13 protein-coding genes and 1 pseudogene are annotated in these 17,203 nt (G+C 73.3%); 5 read left to right on the top strand and 9 right to left on the bottom strand.

Annotated elements, in window-relative coordinates:
* A partial coding sequence (locus Psi01_RS08775; RefSeq protein WP_275424503.1) for a 2-hydroxyacid dehydrogenase occupies positions 1 to 712 on the top strand: 712 nt, incomplete at its 5' end.
* A 31-nt stretch (positions 713 to 743) separates the two neighbouring features.
* Here the strand turns inward: Psi01_RS08775 and Psi01_RS08770 are convergent.
* Together Psi01_RS08770 and Psi01_RS08765 are read right to left on the bottom strand one after the other, a co-directional pair.
* Positions 744 to 1,988 (bottom strand): PucR family transcriptional regulator, encoded by a 1,245-nt coding sequence (locus Psi01_RS08770; RefSeq protein WP_204063448.1) that lies wholly within the window; start codon positions 1,986 to 1,988, stop codon positions 744 to 746.
* Between the two features lie 108 nt (positions 1,989 to 2,096).
* On the bottom strand, positions 2,097 to 3,518 hold the full coding sequence (locus Psi01_RS08765) for an ankyrin repeat domain-containing protein (RefSeq protein ID WP_204063447.1): 1,422 nt from the start codon (positions 3,516 to 3,518) through the stop codon (positions 2,097 to 2,099).
* 159 nt (positions 3,519 to 3,677) lie between these two features.
* On the opposite strand from Psi01_RS08765, the gene pyrF reads away from it, so the two are divergent.
* Both pyrF and Psi01_RS08755 read left to right on the top strand, forming a co-directional pair.
* Positions 3,678 to 4,511, top strand: coding sequence for an orotidine-5'-phosphate decarboxylase (pyrF, locus tag Psi01_RS08760; RefSeq protein WP_204063446.1), 834 nt, complete (start codon positions 3,678 to 3,680; stop codon positions 4,509 to 4,511).
* Positions 4,512 to 4,585: 74 nt separating this feature from the next.
* Positions 4,586 to 5,233, top strand: coding sequence for a Pr6Pr family membrane protein (locus Psi01_RS08755; RefSeq protein WP_204063445.1), 648 nt, complete (start codon positions 4,586 to 4,588; stop codon positions 5,231 to 5,233).
* Between the two features lie 66 nt (positions 5,234 to 5,299).
* Here Psi01_RS08755 and Psi01_RS08750 read toward each other — a convergent pair whose 3' ends face one another.
* From Psi01_RS08750 to Psi01_RS08720, 7 genes and pseudogenes are all read right to left on the bottom strand, one after another.
* Complete coding sequence (locus Psi01_RS08750) at positions 5,300 to 7,519, bottom strand: heavy metal translocating P-type ATPase (protein ID WP_239127343.1); 2,220 nt, start codon at positions 7,517 to 7,519, stop codon at positions 5,300 to 5,302.
* Positions 7,520 to 7,777: 258 nt separating this feature from the next.
* Positions 7,778 to 7,981 (bottom strand): annotated as a pseudogene (locus Psi01_RS08745) (heavy-metal-associated domain-containing protein); the annotation flags it as partial.
* 132 nt (positions 7,982 to 8,113) lie between these two features.
* Complete coding sequence (locus Psi01_RS08740; protein ID WP_239127341.1) at positions 8,114 to 9,190, bottom strand: DUF8832 domain-containing protein; 1,077 nt, start codon at positions 9,188 to 9,190, stop codon at positions 8,114 to 8,116.
* Positions 9,191 to 9,302: 112 nt separating this feature from the next.
* Complete coding sequence (locus Psi01_RS08735) at positions 9,303 to 10,898, bottom strand: PH domain-containing protein (RefSeq protein ID WP_204063443.1); 1,596 nt, start codon at positions 10,896 to 10,898, stop codon at positions 9,303 to 9,305.
* Entirely contained in the window at positions 10,895 to 11,422 is a 528-nt protein-coding gene (locus Psi01_RS08730) for a PH domain-containing protein (protein ID WP_204063442.1), read from the bottom strand. The genes Psi01_RS08735 and Psi01_RS08730 overlap by 4 nt, the downstream gene beginning before the upstream one ends.
* The gene (locus Psi01_RS08725) at positions 11,422 to 12,048 is read right to left on the bottom strand and encodes a TetR/AcrR family transcriptional regulator (protein ID WP_204063441.1); all 627 of its coding nucleotides are present in this window, start codon (positions 12,046 to 12,048) and stop codon (positions 11,422 to 11,424) included. The genes Psi01_RS08730 and Psi01_RS08725 overlap by 1 nt, the downstream gene beginning before the upstream one ends.
* A 42-nt stretch (positions 12,049 to 12,090) precedes the next feature.
* Positions 12,091 to 14,586: a GcvT family protein gene (locus Psi01_RS08720; RefSeq protein WP_204063440.1), complete on the bottom strand. Its 2,496-nt coding sequence runs from the start codon at positions 14,584 to 14,586 to the stop codon at positions 12,091 to 12,093.
* A 74-nt stretch (positions 14,587 to 14,660) separates the two neighbouring features.
* Between Psi01_RS08720 and Psi01_RS08715 the strand changes: the two genes are divergently transcribed.
* The gene (locus tag Psi01_RS08715; RefSeq protein ID WP_204063439.1) at positions 14,661 to 15,653 is read left to right on the top strand and encodes a phosphotransferase; all 993 of its coding nucleotides are present in this window, start codon (positions 14,661 to 14,663) and stop codon (positions 15,651 to 15,653) included.
* Positions 15,607 to 17,148: an amino acid permease gene (locus Psi01_RS08710; RefSeq protein WP_204063438.1), complete on the top strand. Its 1,542-nt coding sequence runs from the start codon at positions 15,607 to 15,609 to the stop codon at positions 17,146 to 17,148. Before Psi01_RS08715 ends, Psi01_RS08710 begins: the two co-directional genes overlap by 47 nt.
* Positions 17,149 to 17,203 lie beyond the last annotated feature (55 nt).

Raw genomic sequence — 17,203 nt, 5'->3', positions numbered from 1 at the left:
GGCCCGCCGTCAGGGCGTGCCGGTGTGCACCATCGGCTCCAGCGACGCCGAACGGCACAGCGTCGCCGAGCAGGCCTTCGCGCTCATGCTCGCCCTGGCCAAGCAGATCGTCCCGGCCCACAACGCCCTGGCCGAGGGCGAGTGGGCGCTGCCCCGCCTGCGCGGCTCGCTCACGGAGCTGTCGGGCAAGACCCTGGGCGTCGTCGGCCTCGGGATGATCGGCCGGGAGGTCGCCCGCCGGGCGGCGGCCTTCGGCATGACCGTGGTGTACTCCTCCCGCACCCCCGCCGGCCCGGAGGTCGAGGAGAGCCTGGGGGCGCGCCGCCTGCCGCTGGAGGAGCTGCTGGGCGTCTCCGACTACGTGAGCCTGCACGCCCCGCTGAACGACTCCACCCGGCACCTGCTCGACGCCGGTCGCCTGGCCCTGCTCAAGCCGACCGCCTTCGTCGTGAACACCGCCCGCGGCGCGCTGATCGACCAGGAGGCCCTGGCCGACGCCCTGCACGACGGCCGCATCGCCGGGGCCGGGCTCGACGTGTACGACCCGGAGCCGCCTGGCGCCGACCTGCGGCTGCTGCGCGCCCCCAACGTCGTGCTCTCCCCGCACGCCGGAGGGGTGACGCGGGAGGCCGTGGTCCGCATCGCCCTGGCGGCGGTGCAGAACGTGACCGACCACCTCGACGGCAAGCCCCCGCGCGACATCGTCAACTGAGGGGCCCGCAGGGCGCGGCCGGGCGGGGCGGTCAGCGCCGGGCCGTACGGATCTCGGCCAGGTGCCGGGCGACGTCCAGGACCAGGCGCTGCCAGGGGCGGCGCGGGTCGCGCCCGGTGAGCTCGCGGGCCCGGCGCAGGCGATAGCGCAGCGTCTGGGGATGAAGGTGGAGCAGGTCGGCCGCGGCGGTGGCCGATCCCGTCGTCAGGAAGGCGCCGAGCCCCTCCAGCAGGTGGGCGTGGCGGGGGTCGGCGAGCGGCCCGAGGACCGAGCCGACCACCGCCGCCGGGTCGGCGCCGGGACGGGCGTTGAGCAGCGCGAGGACGTGGGCGTCGCCGTCTCCCAGCAGGCCGGTGTCGTCGTAGGCGTGATCGGGCGCGGTGTCGAGGGCGTCACCGGCCAGCCGGTAGGCCGCGGGGACCTCCGCCAGGGGCAGGCCCTCGATCAGGCACCCCCGCCAGCCCCGTCCGGCGACCGCGTTCCCCGCGGCGGCCCGCGCCCCCGGCGGCAGCAGCAGGGCCGCGCGCCGTCCCCGGGTGGTCACCAGCCCGGCGGGCTCCGCCGTACCGGGACCGTCCGTTCCGGGGGCGCCGGTCTGCGGAGCGCCGGTCTGCGGAGCGCCGGACCGGACGGCCGCGAGCAGGGAGGACGCGGCGGCCGGGGTGGCGGACAGGGCCGGGTCGAGGGGTTCGGCGAGCAGCAGGCCGGGGGTGCGCGGCAGGGTGAGGCCGAGGTTGCGGCAGCGGTCGGCGAGCGCGCCGGGAGAGGTCTGCCGCCCGGCGAGCAGGTCGTCGAACAGGTCGCGTACGGCGCGCTCGCGGTCGCCCGCCAGCCGCTCCCCGGCCGCGACGTACCCGGAGAACAGGGCCTCGGACAGCTCGTCCAGGCCGGTGAGCCACTGGCGGGTCAGGGCGAGCACGTCCTCGACGTCCAGGCGGCCCCGGCCCCGGCGCATCACCAGGTCGTTGGCCTCGCCCGCCGCGACCCGGTAGGCGCGCAGCACGGCCGGCAGCGGCCTGCCGTCACCCGCCCGGGCGGCGCCGATCCCCCGGAAGCGCGCGAGGTCCTGCTCGCTCAGGGCCGTGTCGCCGGCCCACGCGTCCACGGCGCGGGTCAGCGCCCAGGCCGCGATCGCCCGCACCTCGGCGAGCTGGCCGGGGTCCAGCGCCCGGTAGGCCGGGATGGCCTCCACGACGGCGTCCACCAGGGCCTGCCCGGCCTCGGGCAGGGCGGCGGCCAGCTCGTCCCGTACGGCGATCCGCTCCGCCTTCCCCATCGCCGCCCTCCCGGCCCGCTCCCGCGCCGCGCTTTGTCATCGCCTGACAATCTAGCTGCGGAGCCGGACCGCTCAGGGACCCGCCCACAGACCCGCCCAGAGACCCGTTCAGAGACCCGCGAGATAGGCCGCCACCTCGGCGTGGCCCGCATGCTCGGCCCAGTCCCGCGGGGTGGCGTTGTGATCGCGGTCCCGGGCCGACGGGTCGGCGCCCAGCTCCACCAGAGCCCTGACCGTCTCCAGTTCCCCGGCCCAGGCGGCCTCGTGCAGCGGGGTGCCGACGCGCATCGCGCCGACGTCGAAGCCGAGGGAGGCCATCAGCCGCACCGCCGCGACCCGGCCGTCCGCCGCGGCCCGGTTCACCAGGTACGGCGCACGCTCGATCGCCCGAGCCACGAGGCCGGGCTCCGCCTCGCGGCGCTCCCCGCGCATGCAGGCGGCCAGGAACAGGTCCACCTCGTCCAGGGAACCGGCCGCCCCCGCCGCGGCGAGCATCTCCGCGACCTCGGTGTGGCCCCGCAGCACGGCGAGCTCGTAGGCCGTGCGGCCCTCGAAGGCCGGATGCCCGGTGCCGCGCCCGTTCACGTCGGCGCCGTGCTCGATCAGCAGCCGGAGGCGGCGGGGCCGGTTCGTCAGCGCGGCGGTCAGGACCTCGTCCTGGAGCATCTGGGCGGGTGTGGCGTGGGCCGGCCCGAGACGCTTGTGCCACGGCCCGCCGTCCCCGGTGCCCAGGCCGTGGGCGAGCAGCAGTTCCAGGTGCTCGGTGTCGTCGGATCCGGACCCGCCGAGCCCCCGGTTGTAGAGGGTCTGGCCGTCGTTGGGGTCCGCGCCGCGCTCCAGCAGGAGCCGGGCGAGCTCGGCGGCGTGCGGGTGGGCGGGCTCGTTCCTCTCGCCGTGGCCGAAGACGCCGGTCAGCGCGGTGAACGGCGAGGTCAGCCCTTCCCACAGGTATCCCGCGTCGGGATCGGCGCCGTGGTCGAGCAGGAGCCGGGCGGTCGCCACGGGGTCGCCGCCGCCGACGCGGGCGTAGGCGAGATAGAGCAGCGGCTCCCACCGGTGCGGACCGCCCTGGCGGACGGCCTGGGACGGGTCGGCGGCCAGCAGCCCGGCCATCGCCTCGGCGCTGCCGGTGGCGGCCATCGTGTGGACGTTCGCGACGGCGAGTCCGGGCCGGGCGGCGAGCATCTCCCGGGCCGGGCCGGCGCGGAAAGGACTGCCGTAGTCCAGGCAGGCCAGGCGGAGGAACTCGTCGATCGGGTCGGCGGCCTCGGGGACGCGGTGGGGCGAGCGGGAGTGCTCGGCGATCGTGTCGAGGTGCGCGCGCAGCCGGGGCCAGCTCGCGAAGCCGTACATCCTGGCGGTCACCAGCTGGGCGCCGGCCAGGGTCAGGCCGCCGGGCCCGCGCGGGTGGAGCTCCCGGACCAGCTCCAGCGCGGCGGGGTCGGCGGCGCGGACCTCGCGCAGCAGCCGCTTGGCCTGCTTGCGCAGGTGGTCGAGGCGGGGAGCGTCGGGAAGGCGGAGGAGCGGCACGATGGCCTCCCTTTCGTCATGCCCGATGTCCGCGCGGCCGGGCAGAAAAGGAGGTGGGCCGATGTCATGGGGTGGAGCTCAGGTGGGCTTCGCCCTTCCCGCGGACCGGATGCGCCCTGCTGCGCGGGTCCCAGGATAGCCCTGGCATCCTGGGGTGTCATGACGTCATTCGGGGAGCGGCTGCGGTCGCGCATCGACAGCCGGGGTCCGCTGTGCGTGGGGATCGACCCCGGTACGGCACTGCTGCACGCCTGGGGGCTGGACGACTCCCCCGCCGGGCTGGAGAAGTTCGCCCGCACGGCCGTCGAGGCGGCGGGCGACCTGGCCGCGGTGGTCAAGCCGCAGTCGGCGTTCTTCGAGCGCTTCGGCAGCAGGGGCGTGGCCGTGCTGGAGTCGGTGGTCGCCGACGCGCGGGCCGCGGGCGCCCTGGTCGTCATGGACGCCAAGCGGGGCGACATCGGTAGCACCACCGCCGCCTACGCGCAGGCCTATCTCGACCCGGACAGCCCGCTGGCCGCCGACGCCGTCACGGTCAGCCCCTACCTGGGCTTCGGGTCGCTCCGACCGATGATCGACACGGCGTCCGCCCACGGGGCCGGGCTGTTCGTGCTGGCCAGGACCTCCAACCCGGAGGCCGGCGAGGTCCAGCTCGCCACCGGCCCGGACGGCCGGACCGTGGCCGGCTCGATCATGGACCGGGTCTGCGGGCTGAACCGCGACGCCGGGCCGCTGGGCTCGATCGGCGTGGTGCTCGGCGCGACGCTGGGCGACCTGGACTATCCGGTGGAGCGGCTCAACGGCCCGATCCTCGCCCCCGGCATCGGCGCCCAGGGCGCCACCTTCGCCGACGCCGCCCGCCTGTTCGCCGCCGCCCGCCGCAACGTGCTGCCCTCGGTCTCCCGCGCCGTCCTGGCCGAGGGTCCCGACCTCGCCCGCCTCCGTTCCGCCGTCACCCGCCTGACCGCCGAGGCGCGCGAACACCTGTCCGGCTGACCTGCGCCGGATTGCTGACTGGTTAAGCCGTTATCGACTGGTATGTGTCGGTTACTGGCCAGTATTGTGTGCGCGTGAACGGGACATACGCGTATCGGATCGTGCTGGTCGTCGCAGGCGTGGCGGGGCTCGTCTGCACCTGGCTGGCGGCGTCCGACCCGCTCAACCCGCCCGTCTACTTCACCGTGCAGAGCAACATCATGCTGGTGGCCTACTACGTCTGGACGCTGTGGCGCGGGGTGGCCTCCGCGCTGCTCAAGGGCGCGGTGACCCTCTTCATCTCGATCACGGGGCTGGTCTTCCACTTCGTCCTGATGCACGGCGCCAGCCCGCTCGGCCTGCTGCCGGACGGGCAGGGCGACGACGTCAGTCAGATGGGCAACCTGCTGCTGCACTACGTCACGCCGATCCTGGCCTTCGCCGACTGGCTGGTCTTCGACCGCGCCCTGCGGCCGGCGTGGACGGCGCCGCTGGTCTGGCTGGCCTACCCCGCCTTCTATCTCGTCTTCGCCCTGACCCGCGGCGCCCTGCTGGAGCCCGGCACCGACCGCCGCTATCCCTATCCCTTCCTGAACGTCGACAGGCTCGGCTACGACGGCGTCGCCCTCCAGGCCGTCCTCCTCACGCTCTTCTTCGCCGCCCTCGGCTACGTCCTGGTCGCCCTGCACCGCCTGGCCTCCCGTACGGCCGCGCCGGCCGTCCCCGCGGAGTCGGCCGCCTGACCCGGACACGACGGGGCCCCGGCTCCCCTTGCGGGAACCGGGGCCTTTCGGCGGTCGGCGCGGGGCCTACCGGAAGCGGCGCAGCCGCAGGCTGTTGCTGACCACGAAGACCGAGGAGAACGCCATCGCGGCACCGGCGATCATCGGGGTGAGCAGGCCCATCGCCGCCAGCGGCAGGGCGGCCACGTTGTAGGCGAAGGCCCAGAACAGGTTGCCCTTGATGGTGCCGAGCGTACGGCGCGACAGGCGGATCGCGTCGGCGGCCACCAGCAGGTCGCCGCGGACCAGGGTCAGGTCGGAGGCCTCGATCGCCACGTCCGTGCCGGTGCCCATCGCCATGCCGAGATCGGCCTGGGCCAGGGCCGCGGCGTCGTTGACGCCGTCGCCGACCATCGCCACCGTGCGGCCCTCGGCCTGCAGCCGCTTGACCACCTCGACCTTGTCGGCGGGCAGGACGTCGGCGACGACCTCCTCGATGCCGACCGCGTCGGCGACCTGGCGGGCCACCTTCTCGTTGTCACCGGTCAGCAGCACCGGGCGCAGGCCCAGCGCGCGCAGGGCGGCCACGGCCTCGGCCGAGGTGGGCTTGACCACGTCGGCCACGGTGAGCACCGCGCGGGCCCTGCCGTCCCAGCCGACCGCGACGGCGGTCTCGCCCCTGGACTGGGCCTGGGCGAGCTCGCGCTCCAGATCGGCGGGCAGGTGCTGGGACCACTCGGCCAGCAGCTGGGGGCGGCCGACGAGCACGGCGTGGCCGTCCACGATCCCCTGCACGCCCAGGCCCTCGACGTTGGCGAAGTCCTCGACGGCGGCGGACGATCCCGCGGCGCGGGCGATCGCCTGGGCGATCGGGTGCTCGGAGGCCGACTCCAGCGCCCCGGCCAGCCGCAGGACCTCCTCGCGGTCCTCGCCCCCGGCGGTGAAGACGTCCTTGAGGGTCATCGTGCCGGAGGTCACGGTGCCGGTCTTGTCCAGGACGATGGTGTCGATCCTGCGGGTGGACTCCAGCACCTCGGGGCCCTTGATCAGGATGCCGAGCTGGGCGCCGCGGCCGGTGCCGACCATGAGCGCAGTCGGCGTGGCCAGGCCCAGGGCGCAGGGGCAGGCGATGATGAGCACCGCCACCGCGGCGGTGAAGGCGGCGGCCGTACCGTCACCGGTGCCGAGCCAGAAGCCCAGGGTGGCCAGCGACAGGGCGATCACGATCGGGACGAAGATCCCGGAGATCCGGTCGGCCAGCCGCTGCACCTGCGCCTTGCCGTTCTGCGCCTCCTCCACCAGCCTGGCCATCTGGGCGAGCTGGGTGTCGGAGCCGACCCGGGTGGCCCGGACCACGAGCCGCCCGCCGGCGTTCACGGTCGCGCCGACCACGGCGTCGCCGGGGCGGACCTCCACCGGCACGGACTCGCCGGTCAGCATCGAGGCGTCCACCGCCGAGGAGCCCTCCTCGACCACGCCGTCGGTGGCGATCTTCTCGCCGGGCCTGACCAGGAAGCGGTCCCCGGCCCTGAGCTGCTCGACCGGGATGAGCTTCCCGGAGGCCAGCGTGACCTCCTTGGCGCCCATCGACAGCAGCGCGCGCAGCGCCGCCCCCGCCCGCCGCTTGGAGCGGGCCTCGAAGTAGCGCCCGGCCAGGATGAAGGCGATCACTCCGGCGGCGGCCTCAAGATAGATGTTGCCCGCCCCGTCGCCCTTGGCCAGGGCGAACTCGAAGCCGTGCGTCATGCCGGGAGTGCCGGCCGTACCGAGGAACAGCGCCCACAGCGACCAGCCGAACGCGGCGAGCGTGCCGAGCGAGACCAGGGTGTCCATGGTCGCGGTGCCGTGGCGCAGGTTGGTCCAGGCGGCCCGGTGGAACGGCCAGCCGCCGTAGACCACGACCGGCGCGGCCAGGGTGAGCGAGAGCCACTGCCAGTACTCGAACTGCAGCGCCGGGATCATCGCCATCGCGACGACCGGCACCGAGAGCACGATGGAGGTGATCAGGCGCTGGCGCAGCGGCGCGAGCTCGTCGCGCTCGTCCTGCGGCTCCTCCTCCTGCTGTACGGCGGGCAGCTCGGCGGTGTAGCCCGCCTTCTCCACCTCGGCGACCAGGTCCTCGGGGCTGACGTCGCCGCCGTAGACGACCTTGGCCTTCTCGGTGGCGTAGTTGACGGTCGCGGTCACCCCGTCGAGCTTGTTGAGCTTGCGCTCGATCCGGTTCGCGCAGGAGGCGCACGTCATGCCGCCGATGGCGATTTCGATCTCGCCGCCGCCGGCGGGCGGCCTGGTGGTGGTCATGGACATCGCTTCTCCCGTTAGATGTCTTTCAATGGTGCGCGGCCCGGGGCCGCGAGGGGTAATCGGCGCCCCGGCCGGTGACGGAACTCACCGGCCGGGCCCGTGCGCGGAGCTCGGGAGCGGCCGGGCCGTGAGCGGGGCTCAGGATCGCCCGGCTTGGTGGGCCTCAGGATCGGCCCGGCCCGGCGGGGCTCAGGAGCAGCAGCCCGAGCCGCAGCAGGCGCCCGCCGCCTCGGCGGCCTCGTCGCCCGCCGTCTCGACGCGCCCGGCGAGTTCGTAGCCCGCCTCGTCGACCGCGGCGCCCACGGTGGCGTCGTCGAGGGCCGCGCCGCTGGTCACGGTGACCAGCTTGGCGGTCAGGTCGACGTCCACCCCGGTGACGCCGTCGATCTTGCTCACCTCGGAGGTGACGGAGCTGACGCAGTGGCCGCAGGTCATGCCCTCGACGCGGTAGGTGGTGACGGTCATGGCTGTCGCCTTTCTATGAGATGTCCGGCGTTCGGGGAGTGAGCGGGCCCGGACGGGGTTTTCCGTTGGAGGCGGCCCCCGCGGCGGCGGGGCCGCCGACTGAGAACCTCACCCCCGTAGGGTATGTGTTGGTCAGTGCGTGTGGTCGTCGGGGTTGTGCGAGTCCTCGGGGGAGGGACTCTTCGAGGAGTCCTCACCGGCCGGGCCCTCCTCCGGACTCTTCTCCGAGCCCTTCTCCGGGGCGGGATCGTCCGTCGCACCCGGACCGCCCTCCGGGACGGTCGCTCCTCCGGCGGTCGCGGTGAACTCCGCGGTCCGCACGGTGCCGCCGTGCTTGAAGTCCAGGAACAGCCGGTAGGCCCCCGCGCTCGGCACCTCGGCGAAGAAGGTGATGCCGGGACCGGCGGCGGTCCGCCCGTCCCCGGGCTCGCCGTCGGGGTGTACGTGCAGGTAGGCCAGGTCCCCGTCGCGCAGCGCGACCAGGTGGCCGTAGGCGCCGAGGTAGGGCTCCAGGTCGGTGACCGGCTTTCCGCCCTTGCTCACCGAGAGCGTGAGCCTGCTCGTGCGCCCGGGCGCGAGGTCGCCGGCCAGCGAGACCGTGTAGCCGTCCACGGTCGCGGTGCGGACGGGCGCGGCCAGCCGCTCGGGGCGGTAGTCGCCGGGGGCCGACAGGTCCATGCCGAGCGTCATCCCGCGCGCGCCCTCGGGGGCGAAGTCGGCGAAGGCCCGGTACTCCCCGGCCTCGGGCAGGGTCAGCGGAACCGACCAGACCCCGTCGCCCTTCTCCTCCGGGTGCAGGTGCTGGAACCCGGACAGGTCCCGGCGGACCACGATGAAGTGCAGCTTCTTCTCGTGCTGCGGGGTGAAGCGGGTCACCGGCCGGCCGTCGGGCCCGATCACCGAGAAGCGGAAGTCGGCGGCCTCGCCCGGCTCGACCACGTCGGTCCGGGGCACCAGCGTGTAACCCGCCGCCGAGACCTGGAGTCCGCCCGGCACATCTCCGGCCCCGCCGGGCGCCGCCGGACCGGCGGTCGCGTGGTCCGTGCCGTGCGAGTCCCCGCTCGCGCCATGGGAGGTTCCGGTCGCGGTGTGGGAGGTCTCGGCCGCGGTGTCCCCGATCGGCCCGACGACCTTGCCGATCCCCAGGGCCCCGCCGAACACCGCCGCCAACCCGAGCACGTACGCGCCCACCTTGGTTGCGCCGTTCATCTCCGCCTCCTTCGTTCATACCCCCATGGGGTATCTCGATGCCTCCAAGATGCCATAGGCGAGCAGGCTTTGCAACCCCAGGGGGGTATATCTCGGAAGGAGGCGGACCGCCTCAGTGGACGAACGGCGCCAGCAGACCCGGGACCGACTCCTCGGCGAAGGCCAGTCCCTCGGCGACGGAGACGTCCCTCACCTTGTAGATCCCGCCGCCGGCCGCCGTCGTCGCCCCCAGGGTGAGCAGGCCCGCCCTGCGCTGGAAGGGCGAGCGGCTGATCGTCCAGCCGATGATCCCGGTACGGCGCAGCGCCACGGTCCTGCGCCGGGCGGTGCCGTACCGGGTGACGAGATAGGGCCCGTGCAGGCCGTGTCCCAGGTTCCGGTAGGCGTCGAACGCCAGGAGCAGCGTGACCGGGAGCATGACCGGCCCCGCCACCCACAGCAGGCCGGGAACCCAGCTCAGCCAGGCGGCGAGCCCGCCGAAGAGGACGGCGACGGCCACCGGCGGCCAGATCGCCCGGAAGACCCGCCTGCGGAGGGCGGCGCGGGGGTGCACGGCCAGCGGCGCGAGGATGGGCGACGCCGAGGTGGGCGGGAAGTGCCCGGCATGCACAGCGGCGACCACGGAGGACCCGGCGTTCGCAGCCGGACCGGCGGACCCGGTGAGCCCGGCGGGGGTGTGCGGGGCGTCTCCGGCGAGTACGGCGGCGGCCACGCGGTGGGCCTCGGCGCGCGGGGCGGGCGGCAGCAGGACGACCGACTCGTCCTCGCCCAGCCCGGTGGCGACCGCCTTCACCCTGGCCCCGCGACCCCAGCGCAGCGGCAGCGGCTCGGCCATCTCGACCCCGTGCAGCCGCCGTTCCTCCAGCGCCACGGACCTCGTGGTCAGCAGGCCGCGCCGGATCGAGAACGTGCGGTCGGGCTCGCGGGTCAGCCGGAAGTTCCACCACGCCTCCACGTAGAGCAGGAGGGTGCCGGTCAGGCCGATGGCCAGCACGATGGCCAGGGCGACGGCGACGACCACGGCCGGATGGGTCGCGGTGACGCTCTCCCAGAGGTCGCCCAGGAAGCCGACCTCTGCGGGGTCGACCCCGACGGCGTCCAGGACCCGGAAGAACACGCCGAACGGGGCCAGGCCGATGAGCAGCGACCAGCTGCTCAGCAGCGCGTAGCCGACCCACGCGGGGCGCAGTTCCGTGATGACGGAGTCGGCCGGAGCCGTACGGCCCAGCAGCTCCGTCCGCAGCAGGCGCGCGTCCCTCCGGGAGATCCCGTCGAGAACGAGCCCCTTCTCGTCGTCGTTCTGCCCCGTGCCGATCCGCACCGCGGCCAGGCCGAAGATCCGCCGCAGCGGGTCGGCCGTGAGGTCGACGCTGCGCACCCGGTCGCGCGGGACCGACCGGTGCCGCCGGAAGACCAGCCCGGAGCGGAGCTCCACCCGCTCGGCGGTGACCCGGTAACGGGTGGTGGCGTAGCGGACCAGGCCGATCACCGTGATCACGGCTAGCGTGACGAGGATCCCGCCGAGCGTGATGAGCGTCTGGAGGTTGAGCCGGTCACGGGCGACCAGCGCGGTGACCGCGATCGGCGCCATCGGCCCCAGCGACCGCGCCAGGCCGAGCCGGAACAGCCCCGGATCGAGCCTCGACCACGGCGCACCGGCCTCGCCGTTCCCGCCCACGCGGCTCTCCGGGGCGGCGGGGGCGTTCACGTGGCGTCTCCGGGGGTGGCCTGGGTGCGGGCGGTGAGGCGTTCGACGAGGTCGTCGGCGAGGGTGCGGTCGAGACCGTTGATCTTTACGGCGCCGGCCGCCGAGGCGGTGGTCACGGTCACCCCGGCCAGGCCGAACATCTGCTGGATCGGCCCCCTGACCAGGTCCACGGTCTGGATCCGGGACATCGGCGCGACCCGCCACTTCTGCCAGATCCACCCGGAGGCCGCGTAGACCGCGTCGTCCGTGGTCTCCCAGCGGTGCACCCGATAGCGCCGCCGCGGCATCACCAGCGTGTAGAGCAGGCCGGGAACGGCGATGACCAGCGCCGGGAGCAGGAGCCAGAAGCGGGCGGGCGGGATCAGCAGGGCGAGCAGGAGCAGGACCAGCACGGGCGGGGCGACGATCACCAGCGCCTGCCCCGTCCACCAGCCGACGGCCCGGCGGTCCACCGGATGCCGCGGCGGCCGCAGCCGGAGCCCGCCGGGCCGGGTCGGGTGGCCGGGGGTGGGGTGCGCGGTCATCACCGCTCCTTCCGGGTGGCGAGGTCGAAGGTCGTGACCAGCTCGCGGGTGTAGGCGTCGAAGTCGAGATCGGGGTAGGCGGCCATCTGGGTGAGCACGCCGTCGACGGCCTGCTTGAGCGTGACGGCCATCACGCGGGTGGAGAACTCCCGGAACTCCCCGGCGAGCTGCCCGAACCGCAGGATCTCCTCGACGGCGGCCATCTCCGGCTCGTTGGCGGTCGTGTCGAGCCTCGGCCTGCCGTCCTCGTGGCGGAAGGCCGACCAGATGTCGAGCAGGGCGATCATGTGCGCCCGGTGGGTCCGGTAGAACTCGACCGACGCCTCGATGTAGGCCCTCAGCATGGCGGCCGCGGTCGTCTGCCCCTCGATCCGGGAGCGGACGAAGACGTCGCCGGAGGTGAACGCCTCGTCGACCACCTGCTGGATCAGCTCGTCCTTGCCCTTGAAGTGGTAGGAGATCACTCCCTTGCTGATCCCCGCCCGCTTCGCGATCAGCGCCAGCGACGTCTGCGCGTAGCCGACCTCGGCGATCACCTCGATCGCGCACGCGACGATCTGGGCCCGGCGGGCCGTCTCGATGAACGACCGTTTTTTCTGGCCGTCTGCCTCATTTTCTGACCGCATGGCCAAAAAGTAACACATGCGGCCAGAAGGCGGATGGCCCGGTCAGGCGGGGAGTCTTCTGACCCGTTCGGAGGCCGGGTCGTAGAGGGGTTCCGCCGCGACGGCGGCGTCGACCCAGGTGCCGGTCACGCCGACCTGGACGCGGGTGCCCGGGGCGGTGCCGGCCGGGAGGTAGGCGTAGGCGATCGAGCGGTCCACCCGGTGGCCGTACCCGCCGCTCGTCACGCGGGAGGCGGGCTCGCCGTTCAGCCGGACCGGCTCGCCGCCCAGGCAGACCTCGGCGGGGTCGTCCAGGACCAGGCAGCACAGCCGCCGGACGGGCTCGGCGAGCGCGTCCCGGCCGAGGAAGTCCTTGTCCCGGGCCACCGCGAATCCCAGGCCCGCCTCCAGCGGGGTGGTCTCCGGGGTGATGTCCAGGCCCCAGACCCGGTAACCCTTCTCCAGGCGCATCGAGTCGATGGCCCGGTACCCGGCCGGGCGCATGCCGTACGGCGCGCCCGCCTCCATGAGCGCGTCCCACAACGTGAGCCCGTACTCCGCGGGGCAGTACAGCTCCCAGCCGAACTCGCCGACGAACGTGACCCGCTGGGCCAGCACCGGGACGTTCCCGACGCCGATCTCCCGTGCCTTCATGTAGCCGAAGGTCAGCTCGTCGGGCGAGAGCGAGCCGAGGATGTCCAGCGCGCGCGGTCCCCACAGGCAGTAGCAGGCGTACGCCGAGGTGACGTCGCGCACCTCCAGGCCGTGGCCGCGCAGCCAGGCGGCGTCGTGGACGCCGAAGGCGGTCCCGGTGACCAGGCGGAAGCGGTCGTCGTCCAGGCGGGTGACGGTCAGGTCGGCCTCGACTCCGCCGCGCGCGTTCAGCAGCTGGGTGTAGACGACCGAGCCGACCGGCCGGTCGAGCTGCGCCGCGCAGGCCCGCTGGAGCCGCGCGAGGGCCCGGGGCCCGGAGACCTCCAGCTTGGCGAAGGAGGTCTGGTCGAACAGCCCGGCCGCGTCCCGGGTGGCCAGGCACTCGGCGCGTACGGCGGGCGACCAGATCCGCCCGGCCCACCCCCGCGGCCGGGGCCCCCGCGCGGAGCCGTCCGCCGCCGTCCCCTCCGGTGTCCCGCTGTCCGGCTCGGCCCCATCCGCCGCCGCGTTGGACTCGAACCAGTTGACCCGCTCCCAGCCCGCCTTCTCCCCGAATGCCGCCTCCAGCTCCACGTGCCTCGTCCAGGCGGGAGATCGGCGCAGCGGCCGGGCGGCGGTGCGCTCCTCCCCCGGATAGACGATGTCGTAGTACTTCGAGTAGGAGTCCAGCGCCTTGGCCCGCGCCCAGGAGGCGGAGCGGGCGTGCCCGCCGAAGCGGCGCAGGTCCATGCCGAAGACGTCGTACTCGGGGGATCCGTCCACGATCCACTCGGCCATGACCTTGCCCACGCCGCCCGCCGCGGCCAGCCCGTGCACGCAGAACCCGGCCGCCGCCCACAGGCCGCGCACCGCGGTCTCGCCGAGCAGGAACTCCCCGTCCGGGGTGAACGCCTCGGGCCCGTGCACGACCTTCACGATCTCCGTACGGCCCAGCGCCGGAACCCGCCGGGTCGCCGAGTCCCACGACTCCCGGAACTTCGGCATGTCGGCGGGGAAGAGCGTCCGGGGCCCGGCCAGCGGCGCGGGGGTGTCCCAGATCTCGGGCGTGCGGATGTACCCGCCGACGAGGATTCCGCCGCCCTCCTCCCGGAAGTAGACGATGTTGTCCGGGTCCCGGACCGTGGGCGCGGACGGGGGGACCCCGAACGGCTCGGTGACGACGTACTGGTGCTTGATCGGCACGACCGGGATGTCCACCCCGGCCAGCCGGCCCACCCGCCCGCTGGCCGCCCCGGCGGCGATGACGACGACGTCGGCCTCGATCGACCGCTCCTCCGCCTCCGGGCCCGCGGGCTCCCCGCCCTCCCCCGACGGCCGTTCACCGGCGGTCGCCAGCCGTACCCCCGCGATCCGCCCGTCCACCACGTCGAGGCCGGTCACCCGGATCCCGGTGAAGATCCGCACGCCCAGCTTCTCGGCTCCGGCCGCCAGCGCCCTGGCCAGCAGCGCGGGGTCGAGCCAGCCGTCGCCGGGCAGCCAGAGCGCGGCGCGCACGTCCGCGGTCTCCAGCAGCGGCAGCAGCTGCGCCGCCTGCGCGCCGGAGAGCATCTCCAGCCCCAGCCCGTAGGTCTCGGCGGCCCCGGCCAGGCGCAGCGACTCCTCCACCCGTTCGGGCGTGGTCGCCAGCCGGAGGCCGCCCACCCCCCGCCAGCCTGGATCGAGGCCGGTGAGCTCGGCCAGCTCGGGGTAGAGCCCGGCGGAATACATGATCATCTTGGTCTGGGTGACGGTCGAGCGGAGCTGGCCCACGAACCCGGCAGAGTGCCAGGTGGTGCCCTCGGTGAGTTCGTGCTGCTCGACCAGGACCACCTCTCTCCAGCCGAGCCTCGCCAGGTGGTAGGCGACGCTGCAACCGGCCACCCCGCCGCCGATCACGACGGCCCGCGCGGAATCAGGAAGTTTCAAGGTGGGAACCCCTCTGTAACGACTCGTCCGCAGAATCGGATCAATGGTCTGAAGGTAGGCCAAAGGAGTCCGGCATGCCAGACGCTCTCGCCGCCGTCCGGGAATGGGCAGGACAGCCCGTCACCGAGACGCCGATCAAGGGTGGGCTCAGTCACCGCATCGCGCGCGTGGACGCCGCCGACGGGCGACGCTGGCTGCTGCGCGTGCTCGACCCGCGCGTCTCGGCGGCGGGGCTCGGCATCCCCCTCGACCAGGAGATCGCCAACACCCTACGGGCGGCCGAGGCCGGGATCGGCCCCCGGGTCCTGCACCGGATGCCCGGCGCCCTGCTGCTGGAGTACCTCGAGGGCACGACCCTGGACGCGCACGCCGTACGGGCCATGCCGGGCCCGGTGGCGGCGGCCTGCCGGCGGCTGCACGCGGGGCCGCGCTTCGTCAACGACTTCTCGATCTTCAGGAAGCTGGAGGAGTTCCTGGCCCTGTGCGGGGCCCACGGCCTGGGCACCCCCGCCGGGTTCGAGGACCGGCTGCCGGCCGTCGCGGAGATCGAGCGCGCGCTCGGGGCCGACCCGCTCCCCTCCGCGCCCTGCCACAACGACCTGCTGCCGGAGAACTTCATCCACTGCGGCGACGGGGTCAGGATCGTCGACTACCAGCTGTCCGGGAACAACGACCCGGCCTTCGAGCTGGGCGACATCGCGGCCGAGGCGGACTATCACCCCGACCTCACCTGCCAACTGGCCCGCGCCTATTTCGGCGAGGACAGCCCACGACTGACGGCCAGGGTCAGGCTCAACCTCATCATGTCGAACCTCACCTGGACCCTCTGGTTCTCGGTCCACCACGGACTGCTGAGGGAGCAGGCGGCCGCCGCCGACTTCGACTACGACGCCGAGGCTGCCGACAAGTTCGCGCAGGCCGTACGGGACCTGGACGACCCGGGGTTCGGGCGGCTGATCGATGACGTCCGGGGCCCACGCCCCGGGTTTTCCACCCCCCGCACGACGCAAGGAGGCTTGAGTGACCAAGCCAAGCCCGCAGGACGAGGACGCCAAGCGCCTGGCTGAACTCGGCTACAAGCAGGAGCTCTCCCGCACCTGGAGCGGCTTCTCCAACTTCGCCATCTCCTTCTCGATCATCTCCATCCTGGCCGGCTGCTTCACCACCTTCGGCCAGGCCTGGAACAACGGCGGCCCGATCGCCATCTCGTGGGGCTGGCCGCTGATCTCGATCTTCATCCTGATCATCGGCCTGTGCATGTCCGAACTGGTGTCGGCCTACCCCACCGCGGGGGGCATCTACTGGTGGGCCGCGAAGATGGGCGGGCCGGTCCACGGCTGGTTCACCGGGTGGTTCAACCTCATCGGCCTGATCGCGGTCACCGCCTCGGTCGACTACGGCTGCGCCACGTTCATGAACATCACGATCAACCGGTTCGTCCCCGGGTTCGAGGTCTCCCTCCGGAACACGTTCCTGCTGTTCGCGATCATCCTGGTGCTGCACGCTCTGATCAACATCTTCAGTCACCGGCTGATCGCGCTGCTGCAGAACGTCTCGGTGTGGTGGCACGTGTTCGGCGCGGCCGTCGTCGTGCTCATCCTGATCTTCGGCCCGGACTCGCACCAGTCGCTGTCGTTCGTGTTCACCGAGACGATCAACAACTCCGGCTTCTCCGACTCCTCGTTCTGGTTCTACGTGCTGCCGCTGGGCTTCCTGCTCACCCAGTACACGATCACCGGCTTCGACGCCTGCGCGCACGTGTCGGAGGAGACCCAGGGCGCCTCCACGGCCGCCGCCCGCGGCCTCTGGCAGTCGATCTTCTACTCGGCGATCGGCGGCTGGATCCTGCTGCTGGCCTTCCTGTTCGCGGCCACCGACGTGGAGGCGGTCAACGAGGCCGGCGGCTTCGTGGGCGCCATCTTCGAGTCCGCTCTCCCCGGCAACCTGGCCACGGCGATCTTCGCGATCTCCACCATCGGCCAGTTCTTCTGCGGCATGAGCTGCGTGACCTCGATGTCGCGGATGACCTACGCCTTCTCCCGGGACGGCGCCATCCCCGGCTGGCGGCTGTGGTCGAAGGTCGACCGGAACCGCACCCCGGTCAACGCGATCATCTTCGGCTGCGCGCTGGCGCTGATCCTCACCCTGCCCGCCCTCTACGAGGCCCCGAACGGGCTGCCGCTGGCGTTCTACGCGGTCGTCTCGGTCGCGGTCATCGGCCTCTACATCGCCTTCGCGATCCCGATCTGGCTCCGGCTGCGGATGGGCGACAGCTTCGTGCCCGGCCCGTGGACGCTGGGGTCGAAGTACAAGGTGATGTGCTGGATCGCCGTCATCGAGATCGTCATCGTGTCGATCTACTTCATCATGCCGCTGGTCCCGGAGGCCGTGCCGTTCAGCGAGGACTTCACCTGGACCGCGGTGAACTACGCGCCCATCGTGGTCGGCGTGATGGTGATCGGCGTGGGGCTGTGGTGGATGCTGTCGGCCCGGCACTGGTTCACCGGACCGCGCCGCACGATCGACGACGTCCCCACCGACGAGACCGAACCCGTCGGCTGACCGCCTCGTCGGCTGACGGGCTCGTCGGCTGACCGTACGGCGGGCGCCCTGCCGT

Source organism: Paraplanobispora siamensis (assembly GCF_016863175.1).
Classification (GTDB): Bacteria; Actinomycetota; Actinomycetes; order Streptosporangiales; family Streptosporangiaceae; genus Planobispora; species Planobispora siamensis.
Note: the sequence above shows the minus strand (reverse complement) of the source record. Positions and strands in the feature narration are given on the sequence as shown.